The sequence below is a fragment of the Cellulosimicrobium cellulans genome (assembly GCF_016907755.1).
In the GTDB taxonomy this organism is placed as follows: domain Bacteria; phylum Actinomycetota; class Actinomycetes; order Actinomycetales; family Cellulomonadaceae; genus Cellulosimicrobium; species Cellulosimicrobium cellulans_D.
This window is the reverse complement of sequence record NZ_JAFBCN010000001.1, coordinates 2851255-2876441: the sequence shown is the minus strand read 5'-3', so window position 1 is coordinate 2876441 and position 25187 is coordinate 2851255. Positions and strand designations below refer to the sequence as shown.

Genomic DNA, 25187 nt, shown 5'->3' with positions numbered 1-25187 from the left:
GCGTTTCACGACGGTTAGCGCGAGCAACGAAGGGTGTCTCGGACCGGTCACGGACGCCGCGGGGCGGTGCGCCCCGGCGACGGATCGTCGGCGGGCGTCGTCCCGGGTGGCCTCAGCCGAGGACCGGCGGCGCGTCCGCCCGCGTCTCGGGATCGGAGATGCGCCGCATGCGCAGCGCGGCGACCACCCCGAGCAGGCCCGCGACGAGCGGGACGAGGAGCGCGACCTGGAGCGCGCGGGCCCGGACGTCGTCGTTGATGCGCAGGATCTCGTCCTGCACCTCGGGCGGCTCGTCGGCGAGCAGCTCGACGAGCTGGGCGTCGCTCATGATCTCGGCGTCGTCCTCGAGCACCGTCGCGACCTGCTGCTTGTCGTCCGGGGGCAGGACGGTGCTCGACTCGGCCTGCGCCGTGAAGCCCGCGGCGAGCGACGCGAGCATCACCGCGCCCGCGACCGCGAGGCCGAGGGAGAGCCCGAACGAGCCTGCTGCCGAGCTGACGCCGGCGGCCTCGCTCGCGCGTTCCTCGGGGACGGGCGAGAGCGTGTACGCGTTGAGCTGCGACACGAGCAGGCCGAGCCCGGCACCCGCGACGACGAGCGGCAGCGCGAGCCACCAGCCCGACGTCGCGCGCGGCACCACGAGGACCGCTGCCGCGATCCCGAGGACGAGCAGCGTGAACCCGGCGAGCACGCGCGTCGCCGGCCTACGCCGGCCGGGGCGCTTGCCCGCGACGAGCGCGGCGGCGAACATCGTCAGCGACAGCGGCGCGAGCGAGAGGCCCGCGAGGAGCGCGTCGTAGCCGAGCGCCATCTGGAGGAAGATCGGCAGCGCGATCATCGCGCCGCCGAGCGCCACCTGCTGCAGGAGCTGCTGCGAGACGCCGATGCGGAACGCGGGGGAGCGGAACAGGCCCGGGTCGACGAGCGTCGTCCGGCCCGCCCGCGCGCGCCGCACGAGCCAGGCCGCGAGACCCACGAGGCCCGCGGCGCCGACGACGACGAGCGCACCGACCGCCTCGCCGCCCTCCTGCCAGACGAGGACCCCGAGGACGATGCCGCCCATCCCGACGACGGACAGGATGGTCCCCACGACGTCGACCGCGCGGTCGCCGGTGTACGGGACGTCGCGCACGAGCCGCACCCCCAGGAGCACCACCACGATCACCACGGCCTCGAGGCCGAAGGCCACGCGCCACGACAGCGTCGTCGTGATGACGCCGCCGAGCAGCGGCCCCACCGCTGCCGCGATCGACGCCGCGGCCCCCACGAGCGCGTAGGCAGACTTGCGCGCGGCGCCCTCGAAGTTCCCATGCACGAGCGACTGCATCGCCGGGAGCAGCAGCGCGGCGCCCAGGCCGCCGATGACCGACCAGAAGATCACGACCACCACGAGGCTCTGCGCGAGCATCATCGCGATCGCCCCCACCCCGTACGCGAGGAGCCCGATGACGTACGCCCGGCGCCGGCCGACGAGGTCGCCCACCTTGCTGCCCACGAGGATGAACGACGCGGACACGAGCGCCTCGAGCGCGATCGCCGTCTGGACGCCGCTCACGGTCGTGTCGAGGTCGCGCACGACGGCCGAGATCGAGACGTTCATGAACGACGTGTCGACGACGAGGACGAACATCGCCGCCGCGAGGAGCAGCGCGAGGCGCCGGGCGGCCGCGGTCGGCCGGCCGGCGGTGTTCTCGGTGCTCTGCTCCACGTCGACCCCCGTCCGCCGTCCATGCTCACGGGCCGCGCCGCACGCGCGCCTCACCCGCCGGGGGTGCTCCGGCTGCCCGGGCGCCCCGACGCACGCTCTGCCACCATCGGCCTATGGCTGCTGACGGGTGGCGCTCGCGCCACGTCGACGTGGAGGGGCACGACGTGTTCGTGCGCGTCGGGCCGGACGTGCCGGGGGCGGTCCCGATCGTGCACGTGCACGGCTTCGCAGTCTCGGGCACGTACCTGCTCCCGACCGCGGAGCGCCTCGCGCACCGGGCGACCGCCGTCGTGCCCGACCTGCCCGGCTACGGGCGCAGCGAGCGGTGGGGGCACACCCTTGGGATCCCGTCGCTCGCCTGGGCGCTGCTCTCGTTGCTCGACGCGCTCGAGCTCGATCGGGTGATCCTCGTCGGCAACTCCATGGGCGGCCCGATCGGCCTCGAGGTCGCGCACGCAGCGCCGGCGCGCGTCGCCGGCATCGTGCTCGCCTCGCCCGCCGGCGGCGTGCACAACCAGCCGTTCGCCCGCGCCCTCACCCAGCTCGCGCGCGACGCAGGCCGGGAGAGCCCGCGCATGGCCCGCATCGCGGTGCCCGACTACGCGCGGTTCGGCGCCGTCAACGCGCTGCACCTGTTCGCCGAGCTCGTCCGGTTCCCGTCGCTCGAGCGCATCATCCGTGTGCCGGTCCCGACGCTCGCGGTCGTCGGCACGCGCGACCCGCTCATGCCGCCGCCCCGGCGCGTGCACGAGGTCGGCACGCTCGCGCCCCCGCACGTGACGATCGTCGCGATCGACGGCGCCGCTCACGCCATGAACTTCAGCCACCCCGGCGAGCTCGCCCACGTCATCGAGTGCTGGCTCGACGGACGGGAGATCACCGACGACCCGGACCAGCCGGGCGTCTCCCGTGTGCTCCAGATCGCCCAGGGATCCGGTCCCGTGGTCTGACCGGCGCGGGTGTCGGTGCCCGGGGCTAGCCTGCGGACGTGGCGATCACCTGGGCGCAGGCCCTCGCCTGGCGCGCGCGGCGGCACCTGCTCGACCCGGTCGGCGACGACCCGGCCGAGGAGGTCGTCGGGCGGCTGAGCGCCGTCCCGGCGGCCTCCGACGACGCTGCGGAGCTCGCGGTCCGCGTCCGTCAGGGCACCTCGCGGCCGGGCGAGGTCGGACGGGCGCTCGCGGACGGGCGGCTCGTGCGCACGTACGCCTTCCGGGGTGCGACACACCTCGTCACGCCCGAGGAGGGCGGGGCTTACCTGGCGCTGCGCCGCGCGGGCCGCATGTGGGAGCGCGCGAGCTGGCGCGAGTACTACCGGCTGGAGCCGGACGACTGGCCCGACCTGCGCGCGGTGGTGCGCGACGCGCTGGCCGACGGCCCGCTCACGCGCGCCGAGCTCGGCGACGCCGTCGCGGCGCACGACCGGTTCGCGCACCTGCGGTCGTCGTTCGGCGACGGGACGGACACGCTGCTCAAGCCGCTCACGTGGTTCGGCGACATGAGCTTCGCGCCCGCGCGCGACGGGCGCACGACGTTCCAGCGGCTCGACACCAATCCCCGGTGGGTCGACTGGCCCGACCTGGACGCCGCGGGCCGGCACGCGGTCCTCGCCTACCTCGGTACATACGGCCCCGCGACGCCGGACCACGTGCACCACTGGCTCGGGCAGGGGCTGGGTGCCGGTCGCGCGCGGCTCAACCGGTGGCTGGCGGAGCTGCGCGACAACGCGCTCGTGGTGGTCGACGTCGACGGCGACACCGCGTTCGTCCCGCGCGAGCACGCCGACGACCTCGCGGGAGCGGCTCCGTCGGCGGCGGTCCGACTGCTCCCCGCGTACGACCAGTGGGTGCTCGGCCCCGGCACCGCGGACCCGCGCGTCGTGCCACCTGAGCACCGCGGCGCGGTGAGCCGCGGGGCGGCCGTCGTCACGGTGGGCGGGACCGTCGCGGGGACGTGGACGCTCGCGGGCGAGGTGGCGCACGTCGCGTGGTTCGACGGGGCCCGCGCGCGGGACGACGCGCTCGCCGTGGAGGTCGCGCGGCTGGGCCGTGTGCTCGGGCGGGGCCTGCGCCTCGTGGTGGGCGGTGCCGGCGCGACGCGCCGATGAGTTCCGGACGGGCAGCGGGTCGTTGCACACGACCTCGCCGACGGCGAGCGCCACCACCCGACACAGCGGAGGACGACACCATGACGACCATGCCCAGCATCCCCGCCACCGCCACGCCCGGCCGGCCACCCGTCGTCGACCTCGCCACCTGGCAGGCCGTCCGGGACGAGCTCCTCGTGCGCGAGAAGGCGCACACCCACGAGGGCGACGCCATCGCCGCGGCGCGTCGGCGGCTTCCCATGGTGGAGATCGACGGCTCGGTGGAGGTCGTCGGTCCGGACGGGGCGGTCCCGTTCCTCGACCTGTTCGAGGGCCGGGACGAGCTCGTCGTCTACCAGCACATGTGGCACGACGGCGCCCCGCACCAGGGGCAGTGCGAGGGCTGCACCTGGACGGCGTGGGGGCTGCGCGACGCCGTCTACCTCAACGCGCGCGGCGTCTCGTTCGCGATGCTCACCGTCGGCCGGTGGGAGGAGGTGGAGCCCTACGTCGACTTCATGGGCTACACGCAGCCGTGGTACTCGGTGCGCGGGCTCGACGAGCCGATCGGTGGGGAGATGGGCTACGTGAGCTGCTTCCTGCGCGACGGCGACCGCGTGTTCCTCACCTACCGCACGACCGGTCGGGGCAACGAGCCGACCAGCCCGCACTTCGCCCTGCTCGACATGACGCCCTACGGGCGCCGCGAGGAGTGGGAGGACACCCCCGACGGCTGGCCCGAGGGCAAGGGCGTGTGCTGGTACTGGCGCGCTGACGCTGACGGCGTCGACGGCTGGGGGCCGACGACCCGCCCGGTGCCGCAGTGGACCCGTCCCGGGGCGACGCCGGAGGAGACCCTCGGGCGCACGGCGCATCACCATTGAGGCCCTCCCGCAGACGCGCGGGGTGGTCGAGCCAGGACCCTCCCGCCGCGCCTGAGGGTTCGTGGCGAGTGTGGCGAGGCCCACGCCCGTGGGGCCGGTCCGCGGTCGAAGTCGTGCACCACTTAGACGCATCATGTATCTATGCCACGAACCACCAGCGGTTCTGCCACGGAGCAGGCCTATCGGCACATGAAGGCCCTCGTCCTCGACGGGAGCCTGCCCGGCGGGTCCATGACGAGCGAGGGCGAGATCGCCGAGCAGCTCGGCGTGAGCCGCACGCCCGTGCGCGAGGCGTTCCTGCGGCTGGAGACCGAGGGGCTGCTACGCCTCTACCCGAAGCGGGGAGCGCTCGTCGTCCCGGTTGCGCCGGGGGAGGCGGACGACGTCCTCGACGCGCGCCTGCTCGTCGAGTCCCACGCGGCGCAGAACGTCGTCCGCCTGCCCGACACGGAGCTCGCCACGCTCGTCGCGCTCCTGCGCGACCTCGTCACCGCGCAGGAGGCGGCGGTCGCCGACGGCGACGTCGCCGAGTACGCGACGCTCGACGCGCGCTTCCACCAGGAGATCGTCGCCGCGGGCGGCAACACTCTCCTCACCACGTTCTCCGTGAGCCTGCGCGAGCGTCAGCAGCGCATGGTCGCGCACAGCGTCCGGTGGGACCCACGGCGGGCCGCGACCTTCGTCGCCGGCCACCGCGCCCTCGTCGACGCGCTCGAGGTGCGCGACACCCGCACGTACAAGCGCCGCATCCAGCGTCACCTCGAGGACGCGAGGGCGGGCCTGTGAGCGCAGCGACGTCCGCGACCACCTCGGTGGCGGCCGAGGACCGGACGGCCGCGTCCGCCCCCGGGGCTGGGGTCGCCGTCGGGCCGCGCGCGTGGCTCGCCGTCGCGGCGGTGATGTTCGCCGTCGCGTGGGGCGGCAACGAGTTCACGCCGCTGCTCGTCATGTACCGGGAGGTCGGACACTTCTCGGCCGTGACGGTCGACGCGCTGCTCGCCTCCTACGTGCTGGGCATCATCCCGGCGCTCCTGCTCGGTGGGCCGCTGTCCGACCGGTACGGCCGCCGGCCCCTGCTGCTGCCCGCGGCGCCGATCGCGCTCGTCGGATCGCTCGTGCTCGCCGCTGGAGAGTCGTCGGCTGCGCTGCTCGCGACGGGGCGCGTGCTGTGCGGCGTCGCGCTCGGGCTCGTCATGGCGGTCGGGACGACGTGGGTCAAGGAGCTCACCGACGCGGCGGCGGCCGGACCCGGGGTGCCCGACGGAGGCTCCGGTGCCCGACGTGCGGGTCTCGCCCTCACCCTGGGGTTCCTCGTCGGCGCAGGTGTCGCGGCGGTGCTCGCGCAGTGGGCGCCCTGGCCCACCCACACGGCCTACCTGCTGCACGCCGTGCTCGCCGTCGCCGCCGGGGCGTGGGTGCTCGGCGTGCCGGAGACGCGGGCAGCGCCCGACGGTGCGGCACGCGGCCGCCTGCGGGACGACCTGCGCGTACCGGCTGTCGCGCACCGGCGGTTCCTGCGCGTCGTCGTGCCCGTGGCGCCCTGGGTGTTCGGGTGCGCGGGCAGCGCCTACGCCGTGCTGCCCGGGCTCGTGTCCGCGAGCGCGGGCAGCGCGCCCATCGCGTTCTCCGGACTCATGACCGTGCTCGGCCTCGGCTGCGGCGTCGGGATCCAGGTGCTCGGCCGGCTCATCGACACTCGCCACAGCGCGCGGGCGTCCGTCGTCGCGATGTCGATCGTCGTCGTCGGCATGGGCCTCGGCGCCTACGCCGCGGCCCGGCTCGACCTCCCGACGGCGCTCGTCGCCGCCGCCGTCCTCGGCGCCGGGTACGGGCTCGCGCTCGTCGCCGGGCTCAGCGAGGTCCAGCGCATCGCGACGCCCGACGACCTCGCCGGCCTCACGGCGGTCTACTACTCGATCACCTACGTCGGGTTCTGCGTGCCCGTGGTGCTCGCGGCGCTCTCCGTGCGCTGGACGTACACCCAGATGTTCCTCGGCGGACTGGTCATCGCCGCGATCTGCCTGGCGGTCGTCGCGACCGCGTGGCGCGCGCACCTGCCGACGGGGGAGCGGGACGCCGTCGCGGGCGCTGCGGACGAGACCGACCGCACAGCCCCGACCGGGGCAAACGGTGCGCTGGCGGCGTCGCGGATGGGGTAGAGTATCCGAGGCTTCACGGGGCCGGGACACGCGATACTAGGTCGAGTGTTACGCCTGGTGATCCAGCCACGGGCTGTGGCGCAGCTTGGTAGCGCACCTGACTGGGGGTCAGGGGGTCGCAGGTTCAAATCCTGTCAGCCCGACAGTGTGACGTCGCAGGACGTCGAGATGGCCGGGCCTACGTTTTCGTAGGCCCGGCCATCGTCATTTCCATGCGAGTGGAGCGGTCCTGGTCAGAGGTAGTTGGGCGGGGTCGTCCTCGGGGACGACGAGGAACTCCGTGTCCTGCACCGTCCACACCTCCAGGTGCGGTGAGAACGGGAGTCCGTGACCGACGTGCTAGAGCGACGCCGCCGTGTCGCGGGCGGTCTGCTGCAGCCGTTCTCCCGAGAGCGTCACGCCCCGCTCCTCGCGAACGTCGCGGGATCGACGGGGCGTCGGCCGTGAGGCAGGCACGGCATGCCCACGGGCCCGGGTCGTCGTGACGACCGCCACGCGCCGATCCTTCTCGCCGAGGCTCCGAGTCGATGCCTGGGCGCGCGGCGCGCGCGCCGCGCGCTCGTCTGCTCCGATTTCTCGAGGGGCACGGTGTGGTGAGGCTTTCCTTTCTTTTATGTATCGAGAATTGCTGTTCGGCAAGGCTTTGCTTGCTTGAAAGAATGCGAGTCTTCGGCAATCCTTTTCTGTATGAACCGCATTCTCTGCGCCGCGCGTGCCTTTCCTTACCTGGCCGCGACCCTCGCCGTGGTCGCGGTCGCAGGGGCGCTGTCGGCGGTGTGGCCGCAGGCTGTGCCGTGGGTGCTGGGCTTCTACGCGGGCGCGATGGCGCTTCGTGCCGCGGTCGCGATGGTCAAGGAGCTGCGCTCGGGGACCTTCGGCGTCGACGTCCTCGCGGTCACGGCGATCGGGTCGACGATCGCGGTGGGGGAGTTCTGGGCGGCCGCCGTCATCGTGCTCATGCTCACGGGCGGCGAGGCCCTGGAGGAGTATGCGTCCGGCCGGGCGCGCAAGGACCTGACCTCGCTCGTGTCCAACGCACCACGCACCGCGCACCTCCTCACCGCCGACGGGGCGGTCCGTGACGTCGACGTCGCCGACGTCGAGGTGGGCGAGCGGGTCCTGGTCCGTGCGCACGAGATCGTGCCGCTCGACGGCACCCTCGTGTCCGACGCCGGGGTGTTCGACGACTCGTCCCTCACAGGAGAGCCGCTGCCGCAGGAGCGCGTCGCGGGGGACACCGTGTACTCGGGGGCGGTCAACGGCGCGGGCGCCGTGAGCATCGAGGTCGCCCGGCGAGCCGAGGACTCGCAGTACCAGCGGATCGTCGCGCTCGTCGAGGAGGCTGCGGCGAGCCGTGCCCCGATGGTGCGTCTCGCCGACCGGTACGCCCTCCCGTTCACGGCGCTCGCGCTCGCGATCGCGGGGATCGCCTGGTGGGTGTCGGGCGACCCGCTCCGGTTCGCCCAGGTGCTCGTCGTGGCGACGCCGTGCCCGCTGATCATCGGCGCGCCGGTGGCGTTCATGGCGGGCATGAGCCGCGCGGCCCGCCGTGGCGCGGTCATCCGGTCGAGCGCCACCCTGGAGAAGCTGCACCGGGTCGCGACCGTCGCCTTCGACAAGACCGGCACGCTCACCCGCGGCACGCCCGCGCTGGCCGACGTCCGCCCGGCGGGCGGTCTCGACGCGGACGCCCTCGTGCGCTTGTCCGCCGCCGCGGAGCAGGCGTCCGTGCACGTGCTCGCCGACGCGATCGTGCGGGGCGCGACCGCTCGTGGCATCACGCTGCCGGTGCCGCAGGACGTCACGGAGACCACGGCCGGCGGTGTGACCGCGACCGTCGCCGGCGTCCGGGTCGCGGTCGGCAAGCGGACGTTCGTGGCAGAGCAGACCGGAGCCGACGTGCCGGCGCCCGGGCTCGCTCCCGGTGAGCTCGCCGTCCACGTCGCGACCGACGGCGCCTACGCCGGCTGCCTCGTCCTGCGTGACGAGGTGCGCGCCGACGCCGCAGAGACCGTGGCCCGCCTGCGCACCGGCGGCGTCGGCCACGTCCTCATGGTCACGGGCGACGAGGAGGCGACGGCCCGCGCCGTCGCCCTACAGGTCGGCATCGACGACGTCCGTGCCGGGTGCCTGCCCGCGGACAAGGTCGCGGCCGTGCGCGACGTGCCTGGGCGCCCCGTCGTCATGGTCGGTGACGGGGTCAACGACGCCCCGGTGCTCGCAGCGGCCGACGTCGGTATCGCCCTGGCGGCCCGGGGGTCGAGCGCGGCGACCGAGTCCGCGGACGTCGTCATCCTCCCCGACGAGGTCGGGCGCGTGGCCGAGACGGTGGAGATCGGGCGCCACACCGTCGACGTCGCACTTCAGAGCATCTGGATCGGGATCGCCGTCAGCGTCGCACTCATGCTCGTCGCGACCACGGGCGCGCTGCCCGCCGTGGTGGGGGCCTGGCTCCAGGAAGCCGTCGACGTCATCGCGATCGCCTGGGCTCTGCGCGCGGCCGGTCGTACGTTCCGGGTCTCCGGCCTTCGCGGGAGCCCGTCCGACGGAGGGGTACCGGCGCCGGCGCCGGGACCCGCGACGAGCGCGCGTACCGCAGCCTGACGAACCCGGGTGCGGGCCCTTGACACCCTGCCTCCGCCCGCCGTCGGCGTCGTGGGACTCGGGTCACGCTCCCCGAGACGTCGCCGCGCGAGCACCGGATCGCTCGCGTTCGGCGGGTCGCCCCCGGAGCCGGGTGACGCTGTCCTGGACGAGCACGGCGACCAGTGCGAGGAGCGTCCCGAGGCAGATCCCGGCCAGGGTGTCGGTGAGCCAGTGGAAGCCCAGGTACGTGCGGCTCACCGCCATGACGGCCGCCCAGACGAGCGCGAGAGCGAGGAGCCAGCGGCGGCCCAGCAGGACCGCGAGCAGGACGGCGACGGTCGCCGCGTTCGTGACGTGCCCCGAGGGGAACGCGTACGACGTGTCGAGCGTTCCGGCGCCCGGCCGGGGGCGTGCGACCAGGTCCTTGAGAGTCCAGACGATCACGGCCGACGCTGCGACGGTGACGGCGAACGTCAGGGCATCCGCCCATCTGCGTCGGGCCAGGAGAGCCACGACGACGATGACGGGTACGACGAGCTTTCCGATCAGCCTGCTGCTCATGTCGGACACGACCGTGAGGACCGCCGTCGCCGGAGGGCTGTGGAGAGTGGCCACGACGGGTTGCCACCACCGGTCGATCGCCAACGGTCCACGGCCCGCGAGGAGCGTGAGCGCCAGGAGGAGCAGGAACGAGGACGCGGCGACCGCGGCTCCCAAGATCAGTGGCCGTCGGTCTCGCACCCGGTGACGCTAGGCGCGGGCACCTGCCAGCCACCTGACCGGCCTGCCGTGCGACGACCGTGTCGATCGCGCTCCCTCCGCCAGGTCACCGGGCCGCCGGCAGCGTCAGCCGGAACCGCGGCGGGGTCGCGGTGACGAGCTCGACGTCTCCACCGCTCGCCCGGGCGACGCGCCGCGCGAGCGGCAGCCCCAGCCCCGCGCCGGGAGAGTCGGGTGCGCGGTGCCCGGGGACGAACACCGCCTCCGCCTGTTCCTCGGGCACGCCGGGCCCGTCGTCCTCGACGTCGATCGCCACCCAGGCGCCGGCGTCCGACGCGCGGACCGTCACCCGGGCTCGTCCGTAGCGCAGCGCGTTCGCCACCAGCGGCGAGAGCGCCCTCGTGGCCACGTCCAGCGGGGTGGACGTGACGAGGCCGGGGGAGCCGTGCACGACCACCGCGGGGCCGCGCCCGGTCGTCGCGGGTCCGCTCGTCGCGGCGTCGAGAACCTCGTCGACCGGCGTGCGCACGTGCGCCGCGACCGAGCCGCGCGCGGCGGACATCAGGGTGTCGATGACCGCGTCCATGTGCGTCGTGGCGTCCACGATCCGCTCGAGGCGGTCGCGGTCCGCGTCCTGGCCGCCGACCTGCAGCGCCAGCTCTGCCTCGGCGCGGACCACGGTCAGCGGGGTCCGCAGCTCGTGCGCGAGCTCGGCGGTGAGGCGCTGCTCCGCGCGCAGGACCTGCGCGACGCGCTCCAGGAGCTGGTCGAGCACCGCTCCCAGCTCGGTGATCTCGTCGTGAACCGGGCCGAGGGCGAACCTGCGGTCGAGGTCGTGCTCGCTCCACCGCGACGCGTCCTGCGCCATGGACCGGACAGGCTGCAACGCGCGACCCACGGCCGCCGCCGTCAAGGCCGTGACCGCGGCGACCACGAGGACCCCGAGCAGGCCCGACGTGAGCAGCGACAGATGGCGAGTGGTCTCGTAGGGCTCCAACGACGTCGCTGCGACGATCGAGCCACGCCCCGCGGGCAGGTCGTCGCTGAGCAGCAGCCACTCGTCGACCTCCCGGACCGTGCCGGACGGTTCCTGGGCCATCCGGGAGGCGGCGTCGCCCAGCGCCGTCGTCGACGGACCGGACCGCAGGTCGCCGCCGGGATCGAAGAACCACACCAGGGGCCCCGACGCCTCGTCCGAGGCTGCCGGGTCGCCGTCCGCCACCGCGTCGACTCGGGCCTGCAGCAGCTCGGCGACGCTGGCGTCGACGGAGCGGTCGAGGGCGAGGTCGACGAGCACGACCAGCACGGCCATGCCGACGAGGCTGAGGACGGCCGTGGCACTGACGATCCGTGCCCGGATGCTCCAGGTGCGCCACGAGAGCAGGCGCGAGGTCGCGCGTGTCACCGGAGCGTGTACCCGACGCCGCGCACCGTCTCGATCCGCACGGGCGAGCCGACGGAGGCGAGCTTCGCGCGCAGCCGACGGACGAACGAGTCGATCGTGTTCTCCTGCACCATCGCACCCATCGGCCACCCCGCGGCGACGAGCTCACGGCGCCGGACGACGGTGCCCGGGCGTGCGGTGAGCGAGGCCAGCAGACGGAACTCGGTGGGCGTGAGGGTGCACGCGCGGACGTCGTAGCGCACCGCGAAGGTCGCGGGGTCGAGGACGAGGCCCGTGGTCGGTGCGGTCGCGAGGCGGCGTTGCGCGAGGGCCGCGACCCGGACCTGCAGCTCTGCCACGGCGAACGGCTTCGTCAGGTAGTCGTCACCGCCGGCGCTGAAACCCGAGACCAGGTCGGTGAGCGTGTCCCGGGCCGTCAGGAAGAGGACCGGAGCGGTCTGCCCGGCGGCTCGCAGCGCCTGGCAGACGTCGCGTCCGTCCGCGTCGGGAAGGCCGATGTCGATGACGAGGACGTCGAGGCCGGCGCCGGGCCCGAGGACGCGCATGGCCTCGGAGCCTGTGTGTGCGAGCACGACGCGGTGATCCGCACGCCGGAGCGTCTCGGCGACGGCGCGCCGGACCGCGGGGTCGTCCTCGCACACGCCCACTCCGGCCATCGGCTTCTCCTCCAGCGCTCATCGTCGCACCCGCTGCCGGCGCTGGCCCTCAGGGCGCGACGGGTGCCCGCGCCGGACCGCAGGATCAGGAGCGTCGCCACGGAGGCGTGCCGGGTAGGCGTGCCGCGTGACGCAGCCTCGTCGCGGCGGCCTCGAGGAGGTCGCGGAGCTCGGTGGGCCTCTCGACGCGCACGTCGGCACCGATCGCGGCGATGACGGGCGGGAGCCACTCGAGGCTCTTCGCGCGGATCTCGACGCGGTGCCACGGGACCTCGTCCTCGGGCGGCACGTCGAGTGCCGCGACGGTCGCGACGGCCCGGGGGAGGTGGGACCGGACGAGCGCTTCCGTCGCGTGCACGTGGAGCACGACGTGCCACGGGTAGTCGGCCTGGGCGAAACGGCGGACGAGATCGTCTGCCGTGGGGCGTGCCTCCGGCTCCGGGAAGACGGTGCCGGTCTGACGGACGCTGTCGATCCGGTCGATCCGAAACGTGCGCTCGGCTCGGAGCGTCACGTCGTGAGCGGCCAGGTACCACCGTCCCGCGTGCTCGACGACCCGGAGCGGGTGCAGCGTCCGGAGCGAGCGCGCGCCGTCGGCGTCACGGTAGGCGATCTCCACGGTCTGCCGGCTCGCGACGCCGTCCACGAGCGTCAGGAGCGTCTCCCCGTCGGGACTCTCGGTGTCGCCCGCGGAGGTGACGGCCGCGTCCCCGAGGAGCGCGGCGACACGTCGCGACGCCTGGGCAGGAAGGACGCGACGGATCTTCGACAGCGCCGCGTGCGCGGCCTCGTCGTGTTCGCGGCTGGTAGCCCTCGCCCGGACGATGCTGGCGACGACGGCGGTCGCCTCGTCGGCGGACAGGACGAGAGGCGGGACGTGTCGGCCGGCGGTGAGGCGATAGCCCCCGTAGCGTCCTCGCACGGACTCCACGGGGATGTCGAGGTCCACCAGCCTCCGGACGTCGCGGCGGACCGTGCGCTCGTCGACCACGAGGCGGTCGGCGAGCTCGGTCATCGTGCGCGAGGGCGCGGACTGCAGCAGCTCGAGAAGCAGGAACAGGCGGGCGGCGGAAGACACCCCTCCATCGTCGACCCATTCCGGTCAGGATCTGTCCAGAATCATTCGTACGGTGTGTCGGGTCAGTCCGTCCCGCGCATCCTCGAGGAGTCCCGCATGCAGCTCGCCGCAACCCGCATCGTCACCGACGACGTCGATCGGCTGATCGGCTTCTACGAACGCATCACCGGACTCGCTGCGGTCCGCCTCCACCCGCTCTTCGGCGAGCTGCGCACGGACCACGGCACGATCGCGATCGCGAGCTCGGCGACGGTGGCGTTGCTGGGCGAAGGGGCTGCCGAGAGTGCGTCGAACCGCAGCGTCGTGCTCGACTTCCTCGTCGACGACGTCGATGCGGTCTACCCGGTTCTCCAGGGCGTGGTCAACGTGTTCGTGAACGAGCCGACGACGATGCCCTGGGGAAACAGGTCGCTGCTGTTCCGGGACCCCGACGGCAACCTCGTCAACTTCTTCACGCCGACGAGCTCCGAGGCCACCGAGCGCTCCGGGCGGGGGCCGAGGCCCTGAGCCGATCCCCGACGACCGCACGACGGTCACGGGGAGTCGAAGACGGTGACCGCGAGCGCTCTGTCCCTTGCCGAGAGGACGCGCAGCGTCGTCTCGTCGTCGGCGTACCCGCCGAGGGCGAGGTGGGCGGACGACGGCCACAGCGCACGGGCCAGCGACCGCATCTCGGCCAGGTGGGGCAGCTCACGCTCCGCGTACCGGGCCGGCCGCTGCAGGAACGGCGACAGGTCGTCGCGGCGGGTGCGGTCGCGCCGCGACGGCGCTGCCGGGTCTGCGGGCTACGCTCCCCCTGTCGACGACGTGAGGGTGCGCATGGTCGACGATCGAGCCGGAGGGGGCGGGCCGTGACGAGCCGGGTCAGCACGACGCACGACTGGTCGGCGTCGGTGGATCATGAGCACCTCGCGGACGTCCGCCGTCGCGCGCGCGAGCTGGCCCCGAGTGGCGTGGAGCACCTGGTGCTCGAGGTGCTGGCCTACGCCGCGGAGGAGGCCGAGGACCGCGGAGTCGGGTCGGCCGTGGTGACGTTGCACGCATTGGGCGCGACCGTCGCCGACGACGGCCGCGGGACGGCGACCCTCTTCGACGACGCGGGCAGGTTCGTCAAGAAGCCGGTCATGGCGACGCGTGACCTGCGGTTCTTCGACGCGCCGGCGCCGCCGGTCCTGGCGGACGGGCACGCGCGCCGGGGGATGTCGGTCGTCAGCGCGCTCAGCGTCGAGCTGACGCATACCAACCGCCGGCTCAACGGCTCGTGGACCCAGCGGTACGCCGCGGGCGTCCCGGTGACCGACCTCGTCCCGGTCCCCGACGACGGCTCGACGGGCACGACGGTGCGCTTCGTGGTCGACCCGCCGCTGGGACTGGCGACGCACGTCGACGTGTCGCGGCTGCGCGAGCGGATCGGGGCGTTCGGCGCGCAAGGGCTGGTCGTCCGCGTGACCGGACGATCCGCTCCGCCGCGCTGAGGCCGCTCGCGCCGAGCCCGTGGCCCGCGCGTCGTCCGCACCGGGCAGCGGACGCGCCTACGCTCGGGGCATGCCGACCGTCCTCCTCGTCCGCCACGGCCGCACCACCGCGAACGCCGGAGGCGTCCTCGCCGGGCGGGCCGCCGGGGTACGGCTGGACACGGTCGGGCGTGACCAGGCGGCCCGCGCCGCCGAGCGCGTCGCGGGGGTGCCGCTCGCGCGCGTCGTGACGAGCCCGCTGGAACGGTGCCGGCAGACCGCGCGAGCACTGCTCGACCGCCAGGCGGCCACGCCGGGTTCCGTCACCGAGCACGGCATCACCGAGTGTGACTACGGGCGGTGGCAGGGGCGCGCGCTGCAGGACCTGGCGAAGGAGGCGCTGTGGTCCGTCGTGCAGACGCAGCCGTCGGCGGCGGCGTTCCCCGGCGGGGAATCGCTGGCCGCGATGCAGGCACGGAGCGTCGCGGCCGTGCGCCGCCACGACGCCGAGGTCGCGGAACGGCATGGCGCCGACGCGGTCTGGGCGGCCGTCTCGCACGGGGACGTGATCAAGTCCGTGGTCGCGGATGCGCTGGGGATGCACCTGGACCTGTTCCAGCGCATCGTCGTCGGCCCGGCGTCGATCTCGATCGTCCGGTACGGCCCGCACCGCCCGGACGTGATGGCGGTCAACACCGACGCGGGCGACCTCTCGTGGCTGGGCGGTGCCGCGCCTGCCGGCGACGCCCCGGTCGGGGGCGGCGCCGGGCACGGACGGCCCGCCGACCCGAGCGGTGCGCCGCCGTCCTGACGCCCGGCCCGCGATCTTCTGCCACGAAGGCGACGACCGCTCGTAGAGTGGGCGCATGCCCACTCTCGTCCACGAGCACGACTGGCCCGACCGCGTCGTCGTGGGGACCGTCGGGATGCCCGGCTCCCGCACCTTCTACCTGCAGGCCCGGACGGGCACCCGGACGACCAGCGTCGCCCTGGAGAAGGAGCAGTCCGCCGTCCTCGCCGACACCATCCAGCGCCTGCTCGACGAGCTCATGGAGCAGCCCGACAACCGGTTCAGCGTCCCCGTCGACGTGGCGGCCGAGCTCGTCGACGACGACCCGCTGGACCTCCCCGTCCAGGAGGAGTTCCGCACCGGGTCGATGCGGCTGAGCTGGGACCCCCGCACCGCGCAGGTGGTCGTCGAGGCGTTCCCGCTCGTGGACGACGACGAGCTCGACCCGGACGCACCGGAGCCGGAGCCCGCCGAGTCGCTCCTCGTCCGCATGCCCGTCGGGACGGCCCGCGCCTTCGCGCAGCGCACGCGCTCCGTCGTGCAGGCAGGCCGACCGGCCTGTCCCCGCTGCGGTGCTCCGGTCGACCCTGACGGGCACGAGTGCGTGCTGCCCGACGAGGCGTGACGACCCCGCACGACGACGTCGCCACGACGCCGCCCGACACCGCGCCGCTCGACATCGTCGGACGCATCCGCGCCGCCTCCAACGCGACGTTCCTGGCACGGATCGACGAGGTCGAGGTCGTGTACAAGCCGGTGGCGGGCGAGAAGCCGCTGTGGGACTTCCCGGACGGCACGCTGGCGTCCCGGGAGGTCGCCGCGTACGTCGTGTCCGAGATGCTCGGCTGGGGCATCGTGCCGCGCACGTGGTTGCGTGACGGACCGCTGGGTCCGGGCATGGTGCAGCTCTGGCAGGAGGTCGACGGCGGGCAGTCGCCGGTCGACGTCGTCCCGACGGGCGACGTGCCGGGGGACGGCGTGCGGACGGTGCTGGAGGGCGTCGACGACGAGGGTCGTCCGGTGAGCGTCGTCCACGAGGACACGGCGGCGCTGCGTCGCATGGCGGTGTTCGACGCGATCGTGAACAACGCCGACCGCAAGGGCGGGCACGTGCTGCCGCTGCCCGACGGACGTCGGCTCGGCGTCGACCACGGCGTCACCTTCCACGTCGAGCCCAAGCTGCGGACGGTGCTGTGGGGCTGGCTCGGAGAGAGCCTGGACGTCGACGAGCTCGCGGGCGTCGAGCGCGTGCGCGCCGGCCTCGGTACCGGCGACGGGAGCACCGACGACGGGACCGCCCACGACGGCGACCTCGGTCGCCGCCTGGCAGACCTTCTGGCTCCCGACGAGGTGACCGCCCTCGCCGAGCGCTGCGACCGGCTGCTGCGCGCGGCGCGGTTCCCTGCCCCGACGGGGGGCATGCCCGCCGTGCCGTGGCCGCTGTTCTGAGGCGTGTCTCCCCGCGCCGAGCCGCAGGTCGGGGTGCGTAGACTCGCGCGATGAGTCTTCTTGCTGCTGAGCACGCGCTCCAGGCCGCCCAGCGGGCCGGTGACGTCGAGGCCCTGGACGCGTTGCTGCACCCGCGGTGCGTCGGCGCCGGCCCGGACGGGTCGGTCTTCTCCAAGGAGGACGACCTGGAGGGCTACCGCTCGGGTGCGCTGCGGATCACCCGACTGGAGGAGGAGTCGCTCGACGTCCAGGAGGACGTCGCGACGGGAGCGACCCGGCTCGTCGCGGCCGTGGAGGCGGTCCAGGGCGGCACCGCGGTGTCCGCGCGGTTGGTCTACACGCGCCTCTGGGTGCGCGCCGACGAGCGGTGGCAGGTTCTCGCGGCCACGCTCGCGCCGGCCGCCGCGACCGCCTGATCCGCTCCGCGAGCGCCCCTCTCGCCCGGGCACCCCTCGGCGCGCGGGACCGGCGTCGCCCGCCCGTCGCTCCTACGAACCGTCACTCGGCCCGGGTTCGCCCGTCCGCGCGGCGGCGTCCGTACCCGGGTCGGTGCTCGTGGTCGGTCGCCGCGCCGGGAGGAGTGCGAGCGCCAGGGCACCGGTGACGAGCGCGACGACGGCCGCGAACCCGAAGCCTGCCTCGATCCCCTGGACCGAGCCGTCCGCGATGCCTGCCGCCGCGACGCTCGAGATGACGGCGGCGCCGAGCGCCGCGCCGAGCTCGTGGAACGTGCTCACGATGCCGGACGCGATGCCCGCCTCGTGCGGCGCGACCTGGCCGAGCGCGGTGGCCGACGCCACGACGAAGAGCGCGCCGATCCCGGCGGACCCGACCACCATCCCGGTGACGGCGGCGGCGACCCCGGGGACGAGCGCGGGCAGCGCGAGGCCCGCGGCGACCACGAGCGCCGCGGTGAGCGTCATCGCCCGGGCGCCCGTCCTCCCGAGGAACGTGCCCGCGAGCTGGGACCCGGCCATGGTCGCCACCGCCACCGGGAGGAAGAGCATCCCGGTGGCGATCGGGCCGAGGTCATGGACGCGCTGCAGCAGGAACGAGCCGAGGAAGAACACGGCGATCATGAGCGCGGTCGCCACGAGGACGAGGAACGTGCCCGCTCGGACGGGGCGACGGACCAGCAGTCGCAGGTCCATGAGCGGCGCGGCGGCTGCGCGCTGCCACAGCGCGAACACGAGGTAGAGCACCAGGCCGGCCACGAGCCAGAGCACCGTGGTGGCGTCGGACCAGCCCCGGTCGCCCGCTCCGATGAGCGCGAAGAGGACGGAGCCCGTCGCCGCGGTCACCAGCGCCGCGCCGAGCAGGTCGAGCCGACGGCGGTGGGAGCCGACGGGACCCGCAGGGAGGAGCCGGAGCAGCGCGGCGAGGAGCGCGAGCCCGAGGGGGACGTTGACGAAGAAGATCCACGGCCAGCCCGGGCCACCGGTGAGCAGGCCTCCGAGCAGGACGCCCAGCGCCGCCCCGCCGCCGCTCAGCGCGGACCAGACGCCGAGCGCCCGGTTGCGCTCCTCGCCGTCGAACGTCGTGACGACCGCCGAGAGCGCGGCGGGGGAGAGCAGCGCGGCGCCGACGCCCTGGGCGACCCGACCCGCCAGCAGCAGCGCCGGGCCGGTCGCGAGCCCGGTCGCGAGCGAGGCGAGCGTGAAGATCGTCAGCCCGGTCAGGACGAGCCGCCGCGAACCGAACCGGTCCGCGAGCCGGCCGCCGAGCAGCATGAGCCCGCCGAAGGCGAGGGTGTACGCGCTCACGACCCAGGTGAGCGCGGCGCGCTCGAGCCCGAGGTCGTCCCCGATCGCCGGGAGCGCGATCGTCACGACCGTGATGTCGAGGATGAGCATGAGCTGGGCGGTCCCGAGCAGCGCGAGGACCCGCCACCGCGCCGGGTCGGGGGTCGTGCGTGGGCTGGCGACGTCCAGGTCGTGGTCCGTCATGGCGGCTCCTCAAGTCGAACATGCGTGTTCGGGTTGACGCGGCCACGTTAACTCGTACAGTGGTGTTCGACAAGGGAGGTCTTCATGCCGAGCAACGCCACCCAGCACCAGGCCAAGCGGGCCGACGCCCGCCGCAACGTCCAGGCGATCCTGGACGCCGCCGCCGTCCGCCTGAGCCGCGACCCCGACGCGAGCATCGCGGAGATCGCGAAGGCCGCGGGCGTCGGCAGGGTCACCCTCTACGGGCACTTCGCCGGCCGCGCCGAGCTCGTCGACGCCGTGGTCGCCCGCGCGATCGAGGAGGGCGACGAGGCGCTCGACGCGCTGGACCTGTCCGGCGACCCGCGCGAGGCGCTGGTCCGCCTCGTCCGGCAGAGCTGGCTGACGATCGTCCAGATCGGCGCCCTCATGACCGCGGCGACCGAGGTCCTCTCGCCCGAGCGGATGCTCGAGCTCCACGAGCGACCCGCGACCCGCGTCGAGCGCCTCGTCGAGCGGGGCCGCAAGGCCGGGGCGTTCCGGACGGACCTGCCCGCCTCGTGGCTGGTCGGGACGCTCCACCGCGTGATGCACGGCGCCGCGGCGGAGATCGAGGCGGGTCGCCTCGCGCCCGACGACGCGGCCGCCACCATCGCCGCGACCGTCCTGGCGGCCTTCACCCCGCCCGGTCAGCCGGTCCCGCACGTGCCCGACGGGGCGACGTCGTGACCGCCGCCGAGCACGCCGCGGTCCAGCAGCCGCCCCGGGCGTCCGCATGGCCGGCGCGGTGGCCGACCGTCGCCGGGATCGCCTTCGGGGCGGCGCTCGCGGCCGCGTTCTGGTTCGGGGTGTCCGACCCGGCGCAGGTCGCGCAGGTGCTCACCGCGGCGGGCTTCGTCTACCTCGGCGCCGCGGCGCTGGGCCGGAGATCGGCCGCCTGGCCGCTGTTCGGCCTGACGTTCGTGCTCCTCGGCGTCGGGTTCGCCGTCCCCGGGTTCGACCCGTTCTGGGCGCTGCTCGCGCTCGTCGTGGTGGTGGGGGTCTACGGGCTGGTCCGCGGCAGGGTCCGGCCCGGGTGGGGCCTGCCGCTGCAGGCGGCGGCGATGGCCGTCGTCGTCGGTGCCGCCGTGGCCGTCGCGCTGCTCGGGCAGCCGTGGGCCGGGCTGGTCGTGGGCGCCGGGCTCCTCGGACATGCGGCGTGGGACGTGCACCACCTGCGTGCCCGCCGCGTGGTCGCCTCGACCCTCGCCGAGTTCTGCTGCGCGCTGGACGCGGTCCTCGGGGTGGGCGTCGTCGTGATGTCGTTGGCCGGGTGAGCCCGGCGCCCGGCCTCAGCGGCCGTGCGGGTCCGACGCGTTGAGCACGCGCACGACCTCGTCGTAGTCGCCGCGCGCCTCGCCGTACCGGAGGAACTTCACGCGCTCGACGAGGACCTCGGGTGCGTCGGGCTGCGTGCGCAGCAGGTCCACGACCTCGGTGACGAACTCGTCGAGCGGCATGGCGACGGCGCTCTCGCGCTGGCCGGGCATGAGGTCGGTCGCGACGGACGGAGGGACGAGCTCGACGACGTCGACGCTCGTGTCCGCGAGCTGGAGGCGCAGCGCCTCGCTGAGCATGTGGATCGCGGCCTTGGACGCGTCGTACGTCGGGGTGACGGCGAGCGGCGCGAACGCGAGCCCGGACGACACCGTGACGATCGTCGCGCGCGGCCGGGTCTGCAGGTGCTCGACGAACGCGCCGACGAGGCGGATCGGCCCGAGCACGTTCGTCGTGACGATCTCCTCGGCGGTGTCGAGGAACCCCTCGGGGTGGTGCCAGTCCTCGGCGCGCATGATGCCCGCCATGGCGACGAGCGTGTCGAGGTCGGGGTGGCGCTCGAGCACCTCCTTCGCGGCGGAGGCGATGCTCTCCGGGTCGGTCGTGTCGATGCGCACGGTGTCGAGGCCAGGGTGCTCGGCCGCGATCTGGTCCAGCAGCGCGGCGCGGCGGCCGCCGACGACGACGGTGCTGCCCTGCTCGTGGAGCGCGACCGCGAGCGCCAGGCCGATGCCGCTCGTCGCGCCGGGGATGAAGACGGTGCTGTTCGTGATGTCCATGCCTCGATCCTGGGCGCGGTGCGGGCGGCGCGGCAGAGTCCGTCGAACGGGGGACCGGCGATCCCTGGCACGCGCGCCGCGCACCCCGGACGATGAGAGGCATGGACCGTGCCGCGCTCGCCGACTTCCTCCGCCGCCACCGGGAGGCGCTGCAGCCGGGCGACGTCGGCCTCCCGCCCGGGCTGCGCCGTCGGGCACCGGGATTGCGCCGCGAGGAGGTGGCGCAGCTCGCGCTCATGTCGACGGACTACTACACGCGGCTGGAGCAGCAGCGAGGTCCGCAGCCCAGCACGCAGATGCTCGCGTCGATCGCGCGGGCGCTGCGCCTGTCCGACGACGAGCGCGACTACCTCTTCCGGGTCGCGGGGCACGGCGTCCCCGACCGGGCGACCGATCCCGGCCACGTCGCGCCCGCGCTCCGACGCGTGCTCGACCGCCTCGGCGACACCCCCGCGCTGATCCTCAACCCGCTCGGGGAGGCCCTCGCCCAGAACGACCTGGCCCGTGCGCTCTACGGCGACGCGACGGCGTACTCGGGCTGGGACCGCAGCGAGATCTACCGGTGGTTCGCCCACCCCGAGGCGGCCCGCGCGATCTACCCGGCGGACGACCGCGACCGGCAGGGCCGCGCGCTCGTCGCGGGGCTGCGCTCCGCCGTCGCCGTGCTCGGTCAGGACTCGCGTGCCGGGCGCCTGGCCCGGGAGCTGCGGCGCACGAGCCCGGAGTTCGACGCGCTGTGGGACCGGCAGGAGGTCGCGCGCCGGTTCGTCGACCACAAGGTGCTGGTGCACCCGGTGGTGGGCGAGATCGAGGTCGACTGCCAGGCGCTGCTCACCGAGGACCAGCAGCAGGTCCTGCTCGTGCTCACCGCCGCGCCCGGGACGGAGGCGGCGGAGCGGATCCGCCTGCTCGGCGTGCTCGGCACGCAGGACCTCGCGGCGGACGCCCGCGTCTGACGCACGTGCGCGCCGGACGTGCCCTGCTACCGCTGCCCGAGAAGGTCGAGCCGTGCCGCCGCGGTCGCGCACGCCGTGACGAGCTCGGCCGGCCCGGCAGCGAGGACGTCGGCGTCGAACGCCGCGACGCGCGCGGCGAGCCCGGCCCAGGACCACGAGCCCAGCCCGACCCGGCACCGGTCGGGGCCGAGCGCCTCGACCGTGCCGTCCTCGGCGAACGGCGCGACGGCGGAGGCGGGCGCCGCGAGCTCGATCCACCCCGTGCACGGCCACCCCGGGGCGTGCGCCCGCTCGTTGCCCGCGAAGCGGGCCGCGACGAACGCGCCGGCGTCCCCGCCCGGCACCTCGCGGGGTGTGAAGCGCGGCCCGGTCGGGACGCGCGGCGTCGTCCGGTCGAGGCGGAACGTGCGCCAGTCGTCGCGGCCCAGGTCCCACGCGAGGAGGTACCAGCGGCCGTCGCGCACGACGACGTAGTGCGGCTCCACCCGGCGCGGCGCCGCGGGCGTACTCGGGGAGTCCCCCTCGTCCGCCGAGCCCGGCGCGGCGTGGTCGAGCCGCAGCACCTCGTGGCGTCGCGTGGCGGCGCTCACCGCGAGCAGCACGTCGAGGTCCACCGCGGGCGTGGGACGACCGGGGCCGGCGGGGACCGGTGCGACGTCGACGGCGTCGACCCGGTGGCGCAGCCGCGCGGGCAGCACCTGGCGCACGGTCGTCAGCGCCCGCACGGACGCTTCCGCGATCGCGTCGCCGGTCCCGCTCACCGCGACGGTGCGCAGCGCCACGGCGAGCGCGACGACCTGCTCGTCGTCGAACAGCAGGGGAGGGAGCTCCGCGCCGGCGTCCAGCCGGTACCCGCCGTCGCGGCCGCGCGTGGCGACGACCCGGTAGCCGAGGTCGCGCAGGCGCTCGACGTCGCGACGGACGGTCCGGGGGTCGACGCCGAGCCGGTCCGCGAGCTCCGGGCCGGTGCGGTCCGGGCGCGCCTGGAGGAGCGCGAGCAGGAGGAGGGTCCGGCGCGACGTCTCGGTCATGCTCCCATGCTCGCGCACCATGCGGACGCTATCCGTCCGCATTGACGGAGAGAGTCGTCGTCATGAGCCCGGGCGGCGAGCCCGGGAGCTCGGGGCACCGCGACCCGCGGCCCGACGACCGACCCGAAGGAGACGTCATGTCCGTCCAGACCACCCCGCACCTCAACTTCCGCGGCGACGCCCGCGCCGCGCTCGAGCACTACCGCGCCGTGTTCGGCGGCGACCTCGTCCTCACCACGTACGGCGACCTGGGCCAGGCGCCGGACCCGGCCGAGGCCGACCTCGTCGTCTGGGGTCAGGTCAGCGCGTCGAGCGGCTTCCGCGTGATGGCCTACGACGTCCCGGCGGGACGACCCTGGAGCCCGGGCGAGGCGCCGTTCTTCGTCTCCGTGCGCGGCGACGACGTCGAGGAGGTCCGCGGCTACTGGGACGCGCTCGTCGAGGGCGCGACCGTCGTCGCGCCGCTCGCGTCGTCCGACTGGGCGCCGCTGTACGGGATGCTCACGGACCGGTTCGGCGTGACCTGGGTGCTCGACGTCGTGGCGAGCCGCTGACGCGTCGGCCGGGGCGCTCCTCGCCGTCGCGGGGTGCGCTCCGGCCGCTCGGCGGGCGGCCGCTCGACCCGCGTGCTTCACCCGCTCCCACCCCGCACGAGCAGGCCCGCCCCCACCTCCCTCCAGGTGCAGGGGGACCGAACCGAGGGGGAACCCGATGCCTGGAACCAGGAAGTCGACGTCCCGGAAGCCGACCCGGCGCGAGGTGCCGGAGACGCCGGACACCGTCGACGCGCTCTACCCGCCGCTCCCCGAGCGGATCCCGCTGACGCTCGAGTCCATCGCGGGCGACGAGCCCACGTACTCCGAGATGCTCGAGTCCATCTGCGGCGCCACCGACGACTCCCAGCCCGTCGAGCAGTACGACGGCACCCTGGGCGTCACGCAGGCGTACGTGAACGCCCACCAGAAGCAGGCCGTCCAGGTGCAGTGGAACACCGGGCTCGGCGGCGTCTTCACCAACCCCGGCAACGTCGACGGCGTCCGCTGGGGCAGCGGCACGCTCATCGCCCCGGACCTGGTGCTCACGTGCGGGCACCTGTTCGACCAGAGCGCCGACGGGTGGGTCCTGCCCCGCCAGAACGGCTCGATGCAGGTCGTCACGCCGCAGCAGATCGCGACGAGCATGCACATCAACGTGCTCTACCAGGTGGACCCTGGCGGGGTGCTGCGCACCGAGGTGAGCTTCCCGATCCTCGCGCTCGTCGAGTACCGCCTCGGCGGGCTCGACATGGCGGTCGTGCGCGTGGGCGGCAACCCGGGGAACACCTACGGGTTCACCGCCGTCGCGACCGGCAACCCGGCCGTCGGCGACATGCTCGCGATCATCGGCCACCCGGCGGGGATGCCGAAGCGGGTCGAGGCCGGGCCCGCGACCACCGTCACGACGAACCAGGTCCGCTACAACGACATCGACACGCTCGGCGGCAACTCCGGGTCCGGGATCCTCGGGCCGACGGGCGAGCTCGTGGGCGTGCACACCAACGGCGGCTGCAACGCGTCGGGCACCGGCGCCAACTTCGGGACCGCGATCGCGGGCATCCGGGCGGTGTCGCCGACGCTCCAGGCGCTGCCGCACGGGTCGCGCACCGCCGTCGCCGACGACGTCCTCACGTCGCTGGCGCAGGACGTCATCGCGACCGTCAAGGCGGCCGACCAGGTCGGCACGCTCCGCGCGGCCGACACGGCGCGGGCGGTCGACGTGCTCACGATCAAGCAGGCCGACTCCCACACGGTCGCCGACCAGATCGGGACGTCGTTCCTCCGGGACCAGGGCGGTACCCCGCGCGCCCTGGACTCGATCTTCCAGGCCGACACGCGGTTCGCTACGGACACCCCGGTCGCGACCGGGTTCGCGGGCGACGTCGGCACGGGACCCGGGGACACGCTCCAGGAGGGGATCTTCGACCCCGGCGACCTCTTCGACCCGGTCGTGAACCCCGCGATCGGCCGGCTCGTCCAGGCGGGTGCGCTCGCCGGGGCGCGGCCGTTCGTCCAGGGCGCCGAGTCGCTCGTCGACGAGGAGGACGAGGGCGCCCCCGTCGACGTCGTCGGCGCGCTGGTGGAGGCCGTCGCCGAGGCGCGGGCGACCCTCGAGGCCGTCGAGGCGGCCCTGACCCAGCTCCAGGCCGGGCAGTGACCCGATGATCG

At 74.6% G+C, this 25187-nt stretch carries 26 protein-coding genes and 1 tRNA gene; 18 read left to right on the top strand and 9 right to left on the bottom strand.

Annotated features, from left to right (window positions below):
- Positions 1 to 112 precede the first annotated feature (112 nt).
- Entirely contained in the window at positions 113 to 1630 is a 1518-nt protein-coding gene (locus JOE63_RS12595) for an MFS transporter (RefSeq protein WP_204543696.1), read from the bottom strand.
- Between the two features lie 191 nt (positions 1631 to 1821).
- Here JOE63_RS12595 and JOE63_RS12590 point away from each other — a divergent pair, with 191 nt between their 5' ends.
- From JOE63_RS12590 to JOE63_RS12560, 7 genes are all read left to right on the top strand, one after another.
- Positions 1822 to 2658, top strand: a complete 837-nt coding sequence (locus tag JOE63_RS12590; RefSeq protein WP_204541765.1) for an alpha/beta fold hydrolase — start codon at positions 1822 to 1824, stop codon at positions 2656 to 2658.
- A gap of 38 nt (positions 2659 to 2696) precedes the next feature.
- Positions 2697 to 3815 carry a DNA glycosylase AlkZ-like family protein gene (locus tag JOE63_RS12585; protein WP_204541763.1) on the top strand — a complete coding sequence of 373 codons (1119 nt, stop codon included), beginning with the start codon at positions 2697 to 2699 and terminating at the stop codon, positions 3813 to 3815.
- A gap of 80 nt (positions 3816 to 3895) precedes the next feature.
- Complete coding sequence (locus tag JOE63_RS12580) at positions 3896 to 4678, top strand: DUF899 family protein (RefSeq protein WP_204541761.1); 783 nt, start codon at positions 3896 to 3898, stop codon at positions 4676 to 4678.
- A 141-nt stretch (positions 4679 to 4819) separates the two neighbouring features.
- On the top strand, positions 4820 to 5464 hold the full coding sequence (locus JOE63_RS12575) for a GntR family transcriptional regulator (protein WP_204541759.1): 645 nt from the start codon (positions 4820 to 4822) through the stop codon (positions 5462 to 5464).
- Entirely contained in the window at positions 5461 to 6837 is a 1377-nt protein-coding gene (locus JOE63_RS12570) for an MFS transporter (RefSeq protein WP_244286162.1), read from the top strand. Before JOE63_RS12575 ends, JOE63_RS12570 begins: the two co-directional genes overlap by 4 nt.
- Positions 6838 to 6906: 69 nt before the next feature.
- Positions 6907 to 6980: transfer RNA gene (locus tag JOE63_RS12565), tRNA-Pro, on the top strand.
- Positions 6981 to 7524: 544 nt separating this feature from the next.
- Entirely contained in the window at positions 7525 to 9441 is a 1917-nt protein-coding gene (locus JOE63_RS12560) for a heavy metal translocating P-type ATPase (protein WP_204541757.1), read from the top strand.
- 63 nt (positions 9442 to 9504) lie between these two features.
- On the opposite strand, the gene JOE63_RS12555 is transcribed toward JOE63_RS12560, so the two are convergent.
- The 4 genes from JOE63_RS12555 to JOE63_RS12540 all read right to left on the bottom strand — a co-directional run bounded on the left by JOE63_RS12555 (position 9505) and on the right by JOE63_RS12540 (position 13282).
- Entirely contained in the window at positions 9505 to 9984 is a 480-nt protein-coding gene (locus JOE63_RS12555; protein ID WP_204541756.1) for a phosphatase PAP2 family protein, read from the bottom strand.
- A 265-nt stretch (positions 9985 to 10249) separates the two neighbouring features.
- Positions 10250 to 11548 carry a sensor histidine kinase gene (locus tag JOE63_RS21680; RefSeq protein WP_204541755.1) on the bottom strand — a complete coding sequence of 433 codons (1299 nt, stop codon included), beginning with the start codon at positions 11546 to 11548 and terminating at the stop codon, positions 10250 to 10252.
- Positions 11545 to 12204 carry a response regulator transcription factor gene (locus tag JOE63_RS12545; protein ID WP_087472124.1) on the bottom strand — a complete coding sequence of 220 codons (660 nt, stop codon included), beginning with the start codon at positions 12202 to 12204 and terminating at the stop codon, positions 11545 to 11547. The genes JOE63_RS21680 and JOE63_RS12545 overlap by 4 nt, the downstream gene beginning before the upstream one ends.
- An 85-nt stretch (positions 12205 to 12289) precedes the next feature.
- Positions 12290 to 13282 (bottom strand): helix-turn-helix transcriptional regulator, encoded by a 993-nt coding sequence (locus JOE63_RS12540; RefSeq protein WP_244286161.1) that lies wholly within the window; start codon positions 13280 to 13282, stop codon positions 12290 to 12292.
- A gap of 96 nt (positions 13283 to 13378) precedes the next feature.
- Between JOE63_RS12540 and JOE63_RS12535 the strand changes: the two genes are divergently transcribed.
- Positions 13379 to 13789, top strand: a complete 411-nt coding sequence (locus tag JOE63_RS12535; protein WP_204541754.1) for a VOC family protein — start codon at positions 13379 to 13381, stop codon at positions 13787 to 13789.
- Positions 13790 to 13815: 26 nt separating this feature from the next.
- On the opposite strand, the gene JOE63_RS12530 is transcribed toward JOE63_RS12535, so the two are convergent.
- On the bottom strand, positions 13816 to 13953 hold the full coding sequence (locus JOE63_RS12530; RefSeq protein ID WP_157759637.1) for a hypothetical protein: 138 nt from the start codon (positions 13951 to 13953) through the stop codon (positions 13816 to 13818).
- 180 nt (positions 13954 to 14133) lie between these two features.
- On the opposite strand from JOE63_RS12530, the gene JOE63_RS12525 reads away from it, so the two are divergent.
- From JOE63_RS12525 to JOE63_RS12505, 5 genes are all read left to right on the top strand, one after another.
- Positions 14134 to 14757, top strand: a complete 624-nt coding sequence (locus JOE63_RS12525) for an ATP-binding protein (protein ID WP_204541752.1) — start codon at positions 14134 to 14136, stop codon at positions 14755 to 14757.
- A 70-nt stretch (positions 14758 to 14827) separates the two neighbouring features.
- Complete coding sequence (locus JOE63_RS12520; protein WP_204541750.1) at positions 14828 to 15547, top strand: histidine phosphatase family protein; 720 nt, start codon at positions 14828 to 14830, stop codon at positions 15545 to 15547.
- A 55-nt stretch (positions 15548 to 15602) separates the two neighbouring features.
- Entirely contained in the window at positions 15603 to 16151 is a 549-nt protein-coding gene (locus tag JOE63_RS12515) for a DUF3090 domain-containing protein (protein ID WP_204541748.1), read from the top strand.
- Positions 16148 to 16975 (top strand): SCO1664 family protein, encoded by an 828-nt coding sequence (locus tag JOE63_RS12510; protein ID WP_204541746.1) that lies wholly within the window; start codon positions 16148 to 16150, stop codon positions 16973 to 16975. Before JOE63_RS12515 ends, JOE63_RS12510 begins: the two co-directional genes overlap by 4 nt.
- 50 nt (positions 16976 to 17025) lie before the next feature.
- Positions 17026 to 17391: a nuclear transport factor 2 family protein gene (locus JOE63_RS12505; protein WP_087472120.1), complete on the top strand. Its 366-nt coding sequence runs from the start codon at positions 17026 to 17028 to the stop codon at positions 17389 to 17391.
- A gap of 72 nt (positions 17392 to 17463) precedes the next feature.
- On the opposite strand, the gene JOE63_RS12500 is transcribed toward JOE63_RS12505, so the two are convergent.
- Positions 17464 to 18921 (bottom strand): MFS transporter, encoded by a 1458-nt coding sequence (locus tag JOE63_RS12500; RefSeq protein ID WP_204541744.1) that lies wholly within the window; start codon positions 18919 to 18921, stop codon positions 17464 to 17466.
- 84 nt (positions 18922 to 19005) lie between these two features.
- Here JOE63_RS12500 and JOE63_RS12495 point away from each other — a divergent pair, with 84 nt between their 5' ends.
- Positions 19006 to 19629, top strand: a complete 624-nt coding sequence (locus JOE63_RS12495) for a TetR/AcrR family transcriptional regulator (RefSeq protein WP_087472118.1) — start codon at positions 19006 to 19008, stop codon at positions 19627 to 19629.
- Positions 19626 to 20216, top strand: a complete 591-nt coding sequence (locus JOE63_RS12490) for a hypothetical protein (RefSeq protein ID WP_204541742.1) — start codon at positions 19626 to 19628, stop codon at positions 20214 to 20216. Before JOE63_RS12495 ends, JOE63_RS12490 begins: the two co-directional genes overlap by 4 nt.
- A 15-nt stretch (positions 20217 to 20231) precedes the next feature.
- Here the strand turns inward: JOE63_RS12490 and JOE63_RS12485 are convergent, their stop codons facing one another.
- The gene (locus JOE63_RS12485; protein WP_204541740.1) at positions 20232 to 20996 is read right to left on the bottom strand and encodes an SDR family oxidoreductase; all 765 of its coding nucleotides are present in this window, start codon (positions 20994 to 20996) and stop codon (positions 20232 to 20234) included.
- Between the two features lie 101 nt (positions 20997 to 21097).
- Between JOE63_RS12485 and JOE63_RS12480 the strand changes: the two genes are divergently transcribed.
- On the top strand, positions 21098 to 21952 hold the full coding sequence (locus JOE63_RS12480) for a helix-turn-helix transcriptional regulator (protein WP_204541738.1): 855 nt from the start codon (positions 21098 to 21100) through the stop codon (positions 21950 to 21952).
- Between the two features lie 26 nt (positions 21953 to 21978).
- Here JOE63_RS12480 and JOE63_RS12475 read toward each other — a convergent pair whose 3' ends face one another.
- Entirely contained in the window at positions 21979 to 22983 is a 1005-nt protein-coding gene (locus JOE63_RS12475) for a helix-turn-helix transcriptional regulator (protein WP_204541736.1), read from the bottom strand.
- 137 nt (positions 22984 to 23120) lie between these two features.
- On the opposite strand from JOE63_RS12475, the gene JOE63_RS12470 reads away from it, so the two are divergent.
- Both JOE63_RS12470 and JOE63_RS12465 read left to right on the top strand, forming a co-directional pair.
- Positions 23121 to 23537 (top strand): VOC family protein, encoded by a 417-nt coding sequence (locus JOE63_RS12470; protein WP_087472965.1) that lies wholly within the window; start codon positions 23121 to 23123, stop codon positions 23535 to 23537.
- Positions 23538 to 23694: 157 nt separating this feature from the next.
- Positions 23695 to 25176, top strand: coding sequence for a trypsin-like serine peptidase (locus JOE63_RS12465; RefSeq protein WP_087472114.1), 1482 nt, complete (start codon positions 23695 to 23697; stop codon positions 25174 to 25176).
- The last annotated feature ends 11 nt before the right edge of the window (positions 25177 to 25187 follow it).

Bases quoted from the DNA above. Each gene is read 5' to 3' on its own strand.
- JOE63_RS12545 (WP_087472124.1), bottom strand. From the start codon at position 12,204: ATGGCCGGAGTGGGCGTGTGCGAGGACGACCCCGCGGTCCGGCGCGCC.
- JOE63_RS12515 (WP_204541748.1), top strand. From the start codon at position 15,603: ATGCCCACTCTCGTCCACGAGCACGACTGGCCCGACCGCGTCGTCGTG.
- JOE63_RS12580 (WP_204541761.1), top strand. From the start codon at position 3,896: ATGACGACCATGCCCAGCATCCCCGCCACCGCCACGCCCGGCCGGCCA.
- JOE63_RS12480 (WP_204541738.1), top strand. From the start codon at position 21,098: ATGGACCGTGCCGCGCTCGCCGACTTCCTCCGCCGCCACCGGGAGGCG.
- JOE63_RS12465 (WP_087472114.1), top strand. From the start codon at position 23,695: ATGCCTGGAACCAGGAAGTCGACGTCCCGGAAGCCGACCCGGCGCGAG.
- JOE63_RS12530 (WP_157759637.1), bottom strand. From the start codon at position 13,953: ATGCGGTCGCTGGCCCGTGCGCTGTGGCCGTCGTCCGCCCACCTCGCC.
- JOE63_RS12535 (WP_204541754.1), top strand. From the start codon at position 13,379: ATGCAGCTCGCCGCAACCCGCATCGTCACCGACGACGTCGATCGGCTG.
- JOE63_RS12595 (WP_204543696.1), bottom strand. From the start codon at position 1,630: ATGTTCGTCCTCGTCGTCGACACGTCGTTCATGAACGTCTCGATCTCG.
- JOE63_RS12520 (WP_204541750.1), top strand. From the start codon at position 14,828: ATGCCGACCGTCCTCCTCGTCCGCCACGGCCGCACCACCGCGAACGCC.
- JOE63_RS12590 (WP_204541765.1), top strand. From the start codon at position 1,822: ATGGCTGCTGACGGGTGGCGCTCGCGCCACGTCGACGTGGAGGGGCAC.
- JOE63_RS12575 (WP_204541759.1), top strand. From the start codon at position 4,820: ATGCCACGAACCACCAGCGGTTCTGCCACGGAGCAGGCCTATCGGCAC.
- JOE63_RS12475 (WP_204541736.1), bottom strand. From the start codon at position 22,983: ATGACCGAGACGTCGCGCCGGACCCTCCTCCTGCTCGCGCTCCTCCAG.
- JOE63_RS12505 (WP_087472120.1), top strand. From the start codon at position 17,026: ATGAGTCTTCTTGCTGCTGAGCACGCGCTCCAGGCCGCCCAGCGGGCC.
- JOE63_RS12470 (WP_087472965.1), top strand. From the start codon at position 23,121: ATGTCCGTCCAGACCACCCCGCACCTCAACTTCCGCGGCGACGCCCGC.
- JOE63_RS12555 (WP_204541756.1), bottom strand. From the start codon at position 9,984: ATGAGCAGCAGGCTGATCGGAAAGCTCGTCGTACCCGTCATCGTCGTC.
- JOE63_RS12495 (WP_087472118.1), top strand. From the start codon at position 19,006: ATGCCGAGCAACGCCACCCAGCACCAGGCCAAGCGGGCCGACGCCCGC.
- JOE63_RS12560 (WP_204541757.1), top strand. From the start codon at position 7,525: ATGAACCGCATTCTCTGCGCCGCGCGTGCCTTTCCTTACCTGGCCGCG.
- JOE63_RS12500 (WP_204541744.1), bottom strand. From the start codon at position 18,921: ATGACGGACCACGACCTGGACGTCGCCAGCCCACGCACGACCCCCGAC.
- JOE63_RS12485 (WP_204541740.1), bottom strand. From the start codon at position 20,996: ATGGACATCACGAACAGCACCGTCTTCATCCCCGGCGCGACGAGCGGC.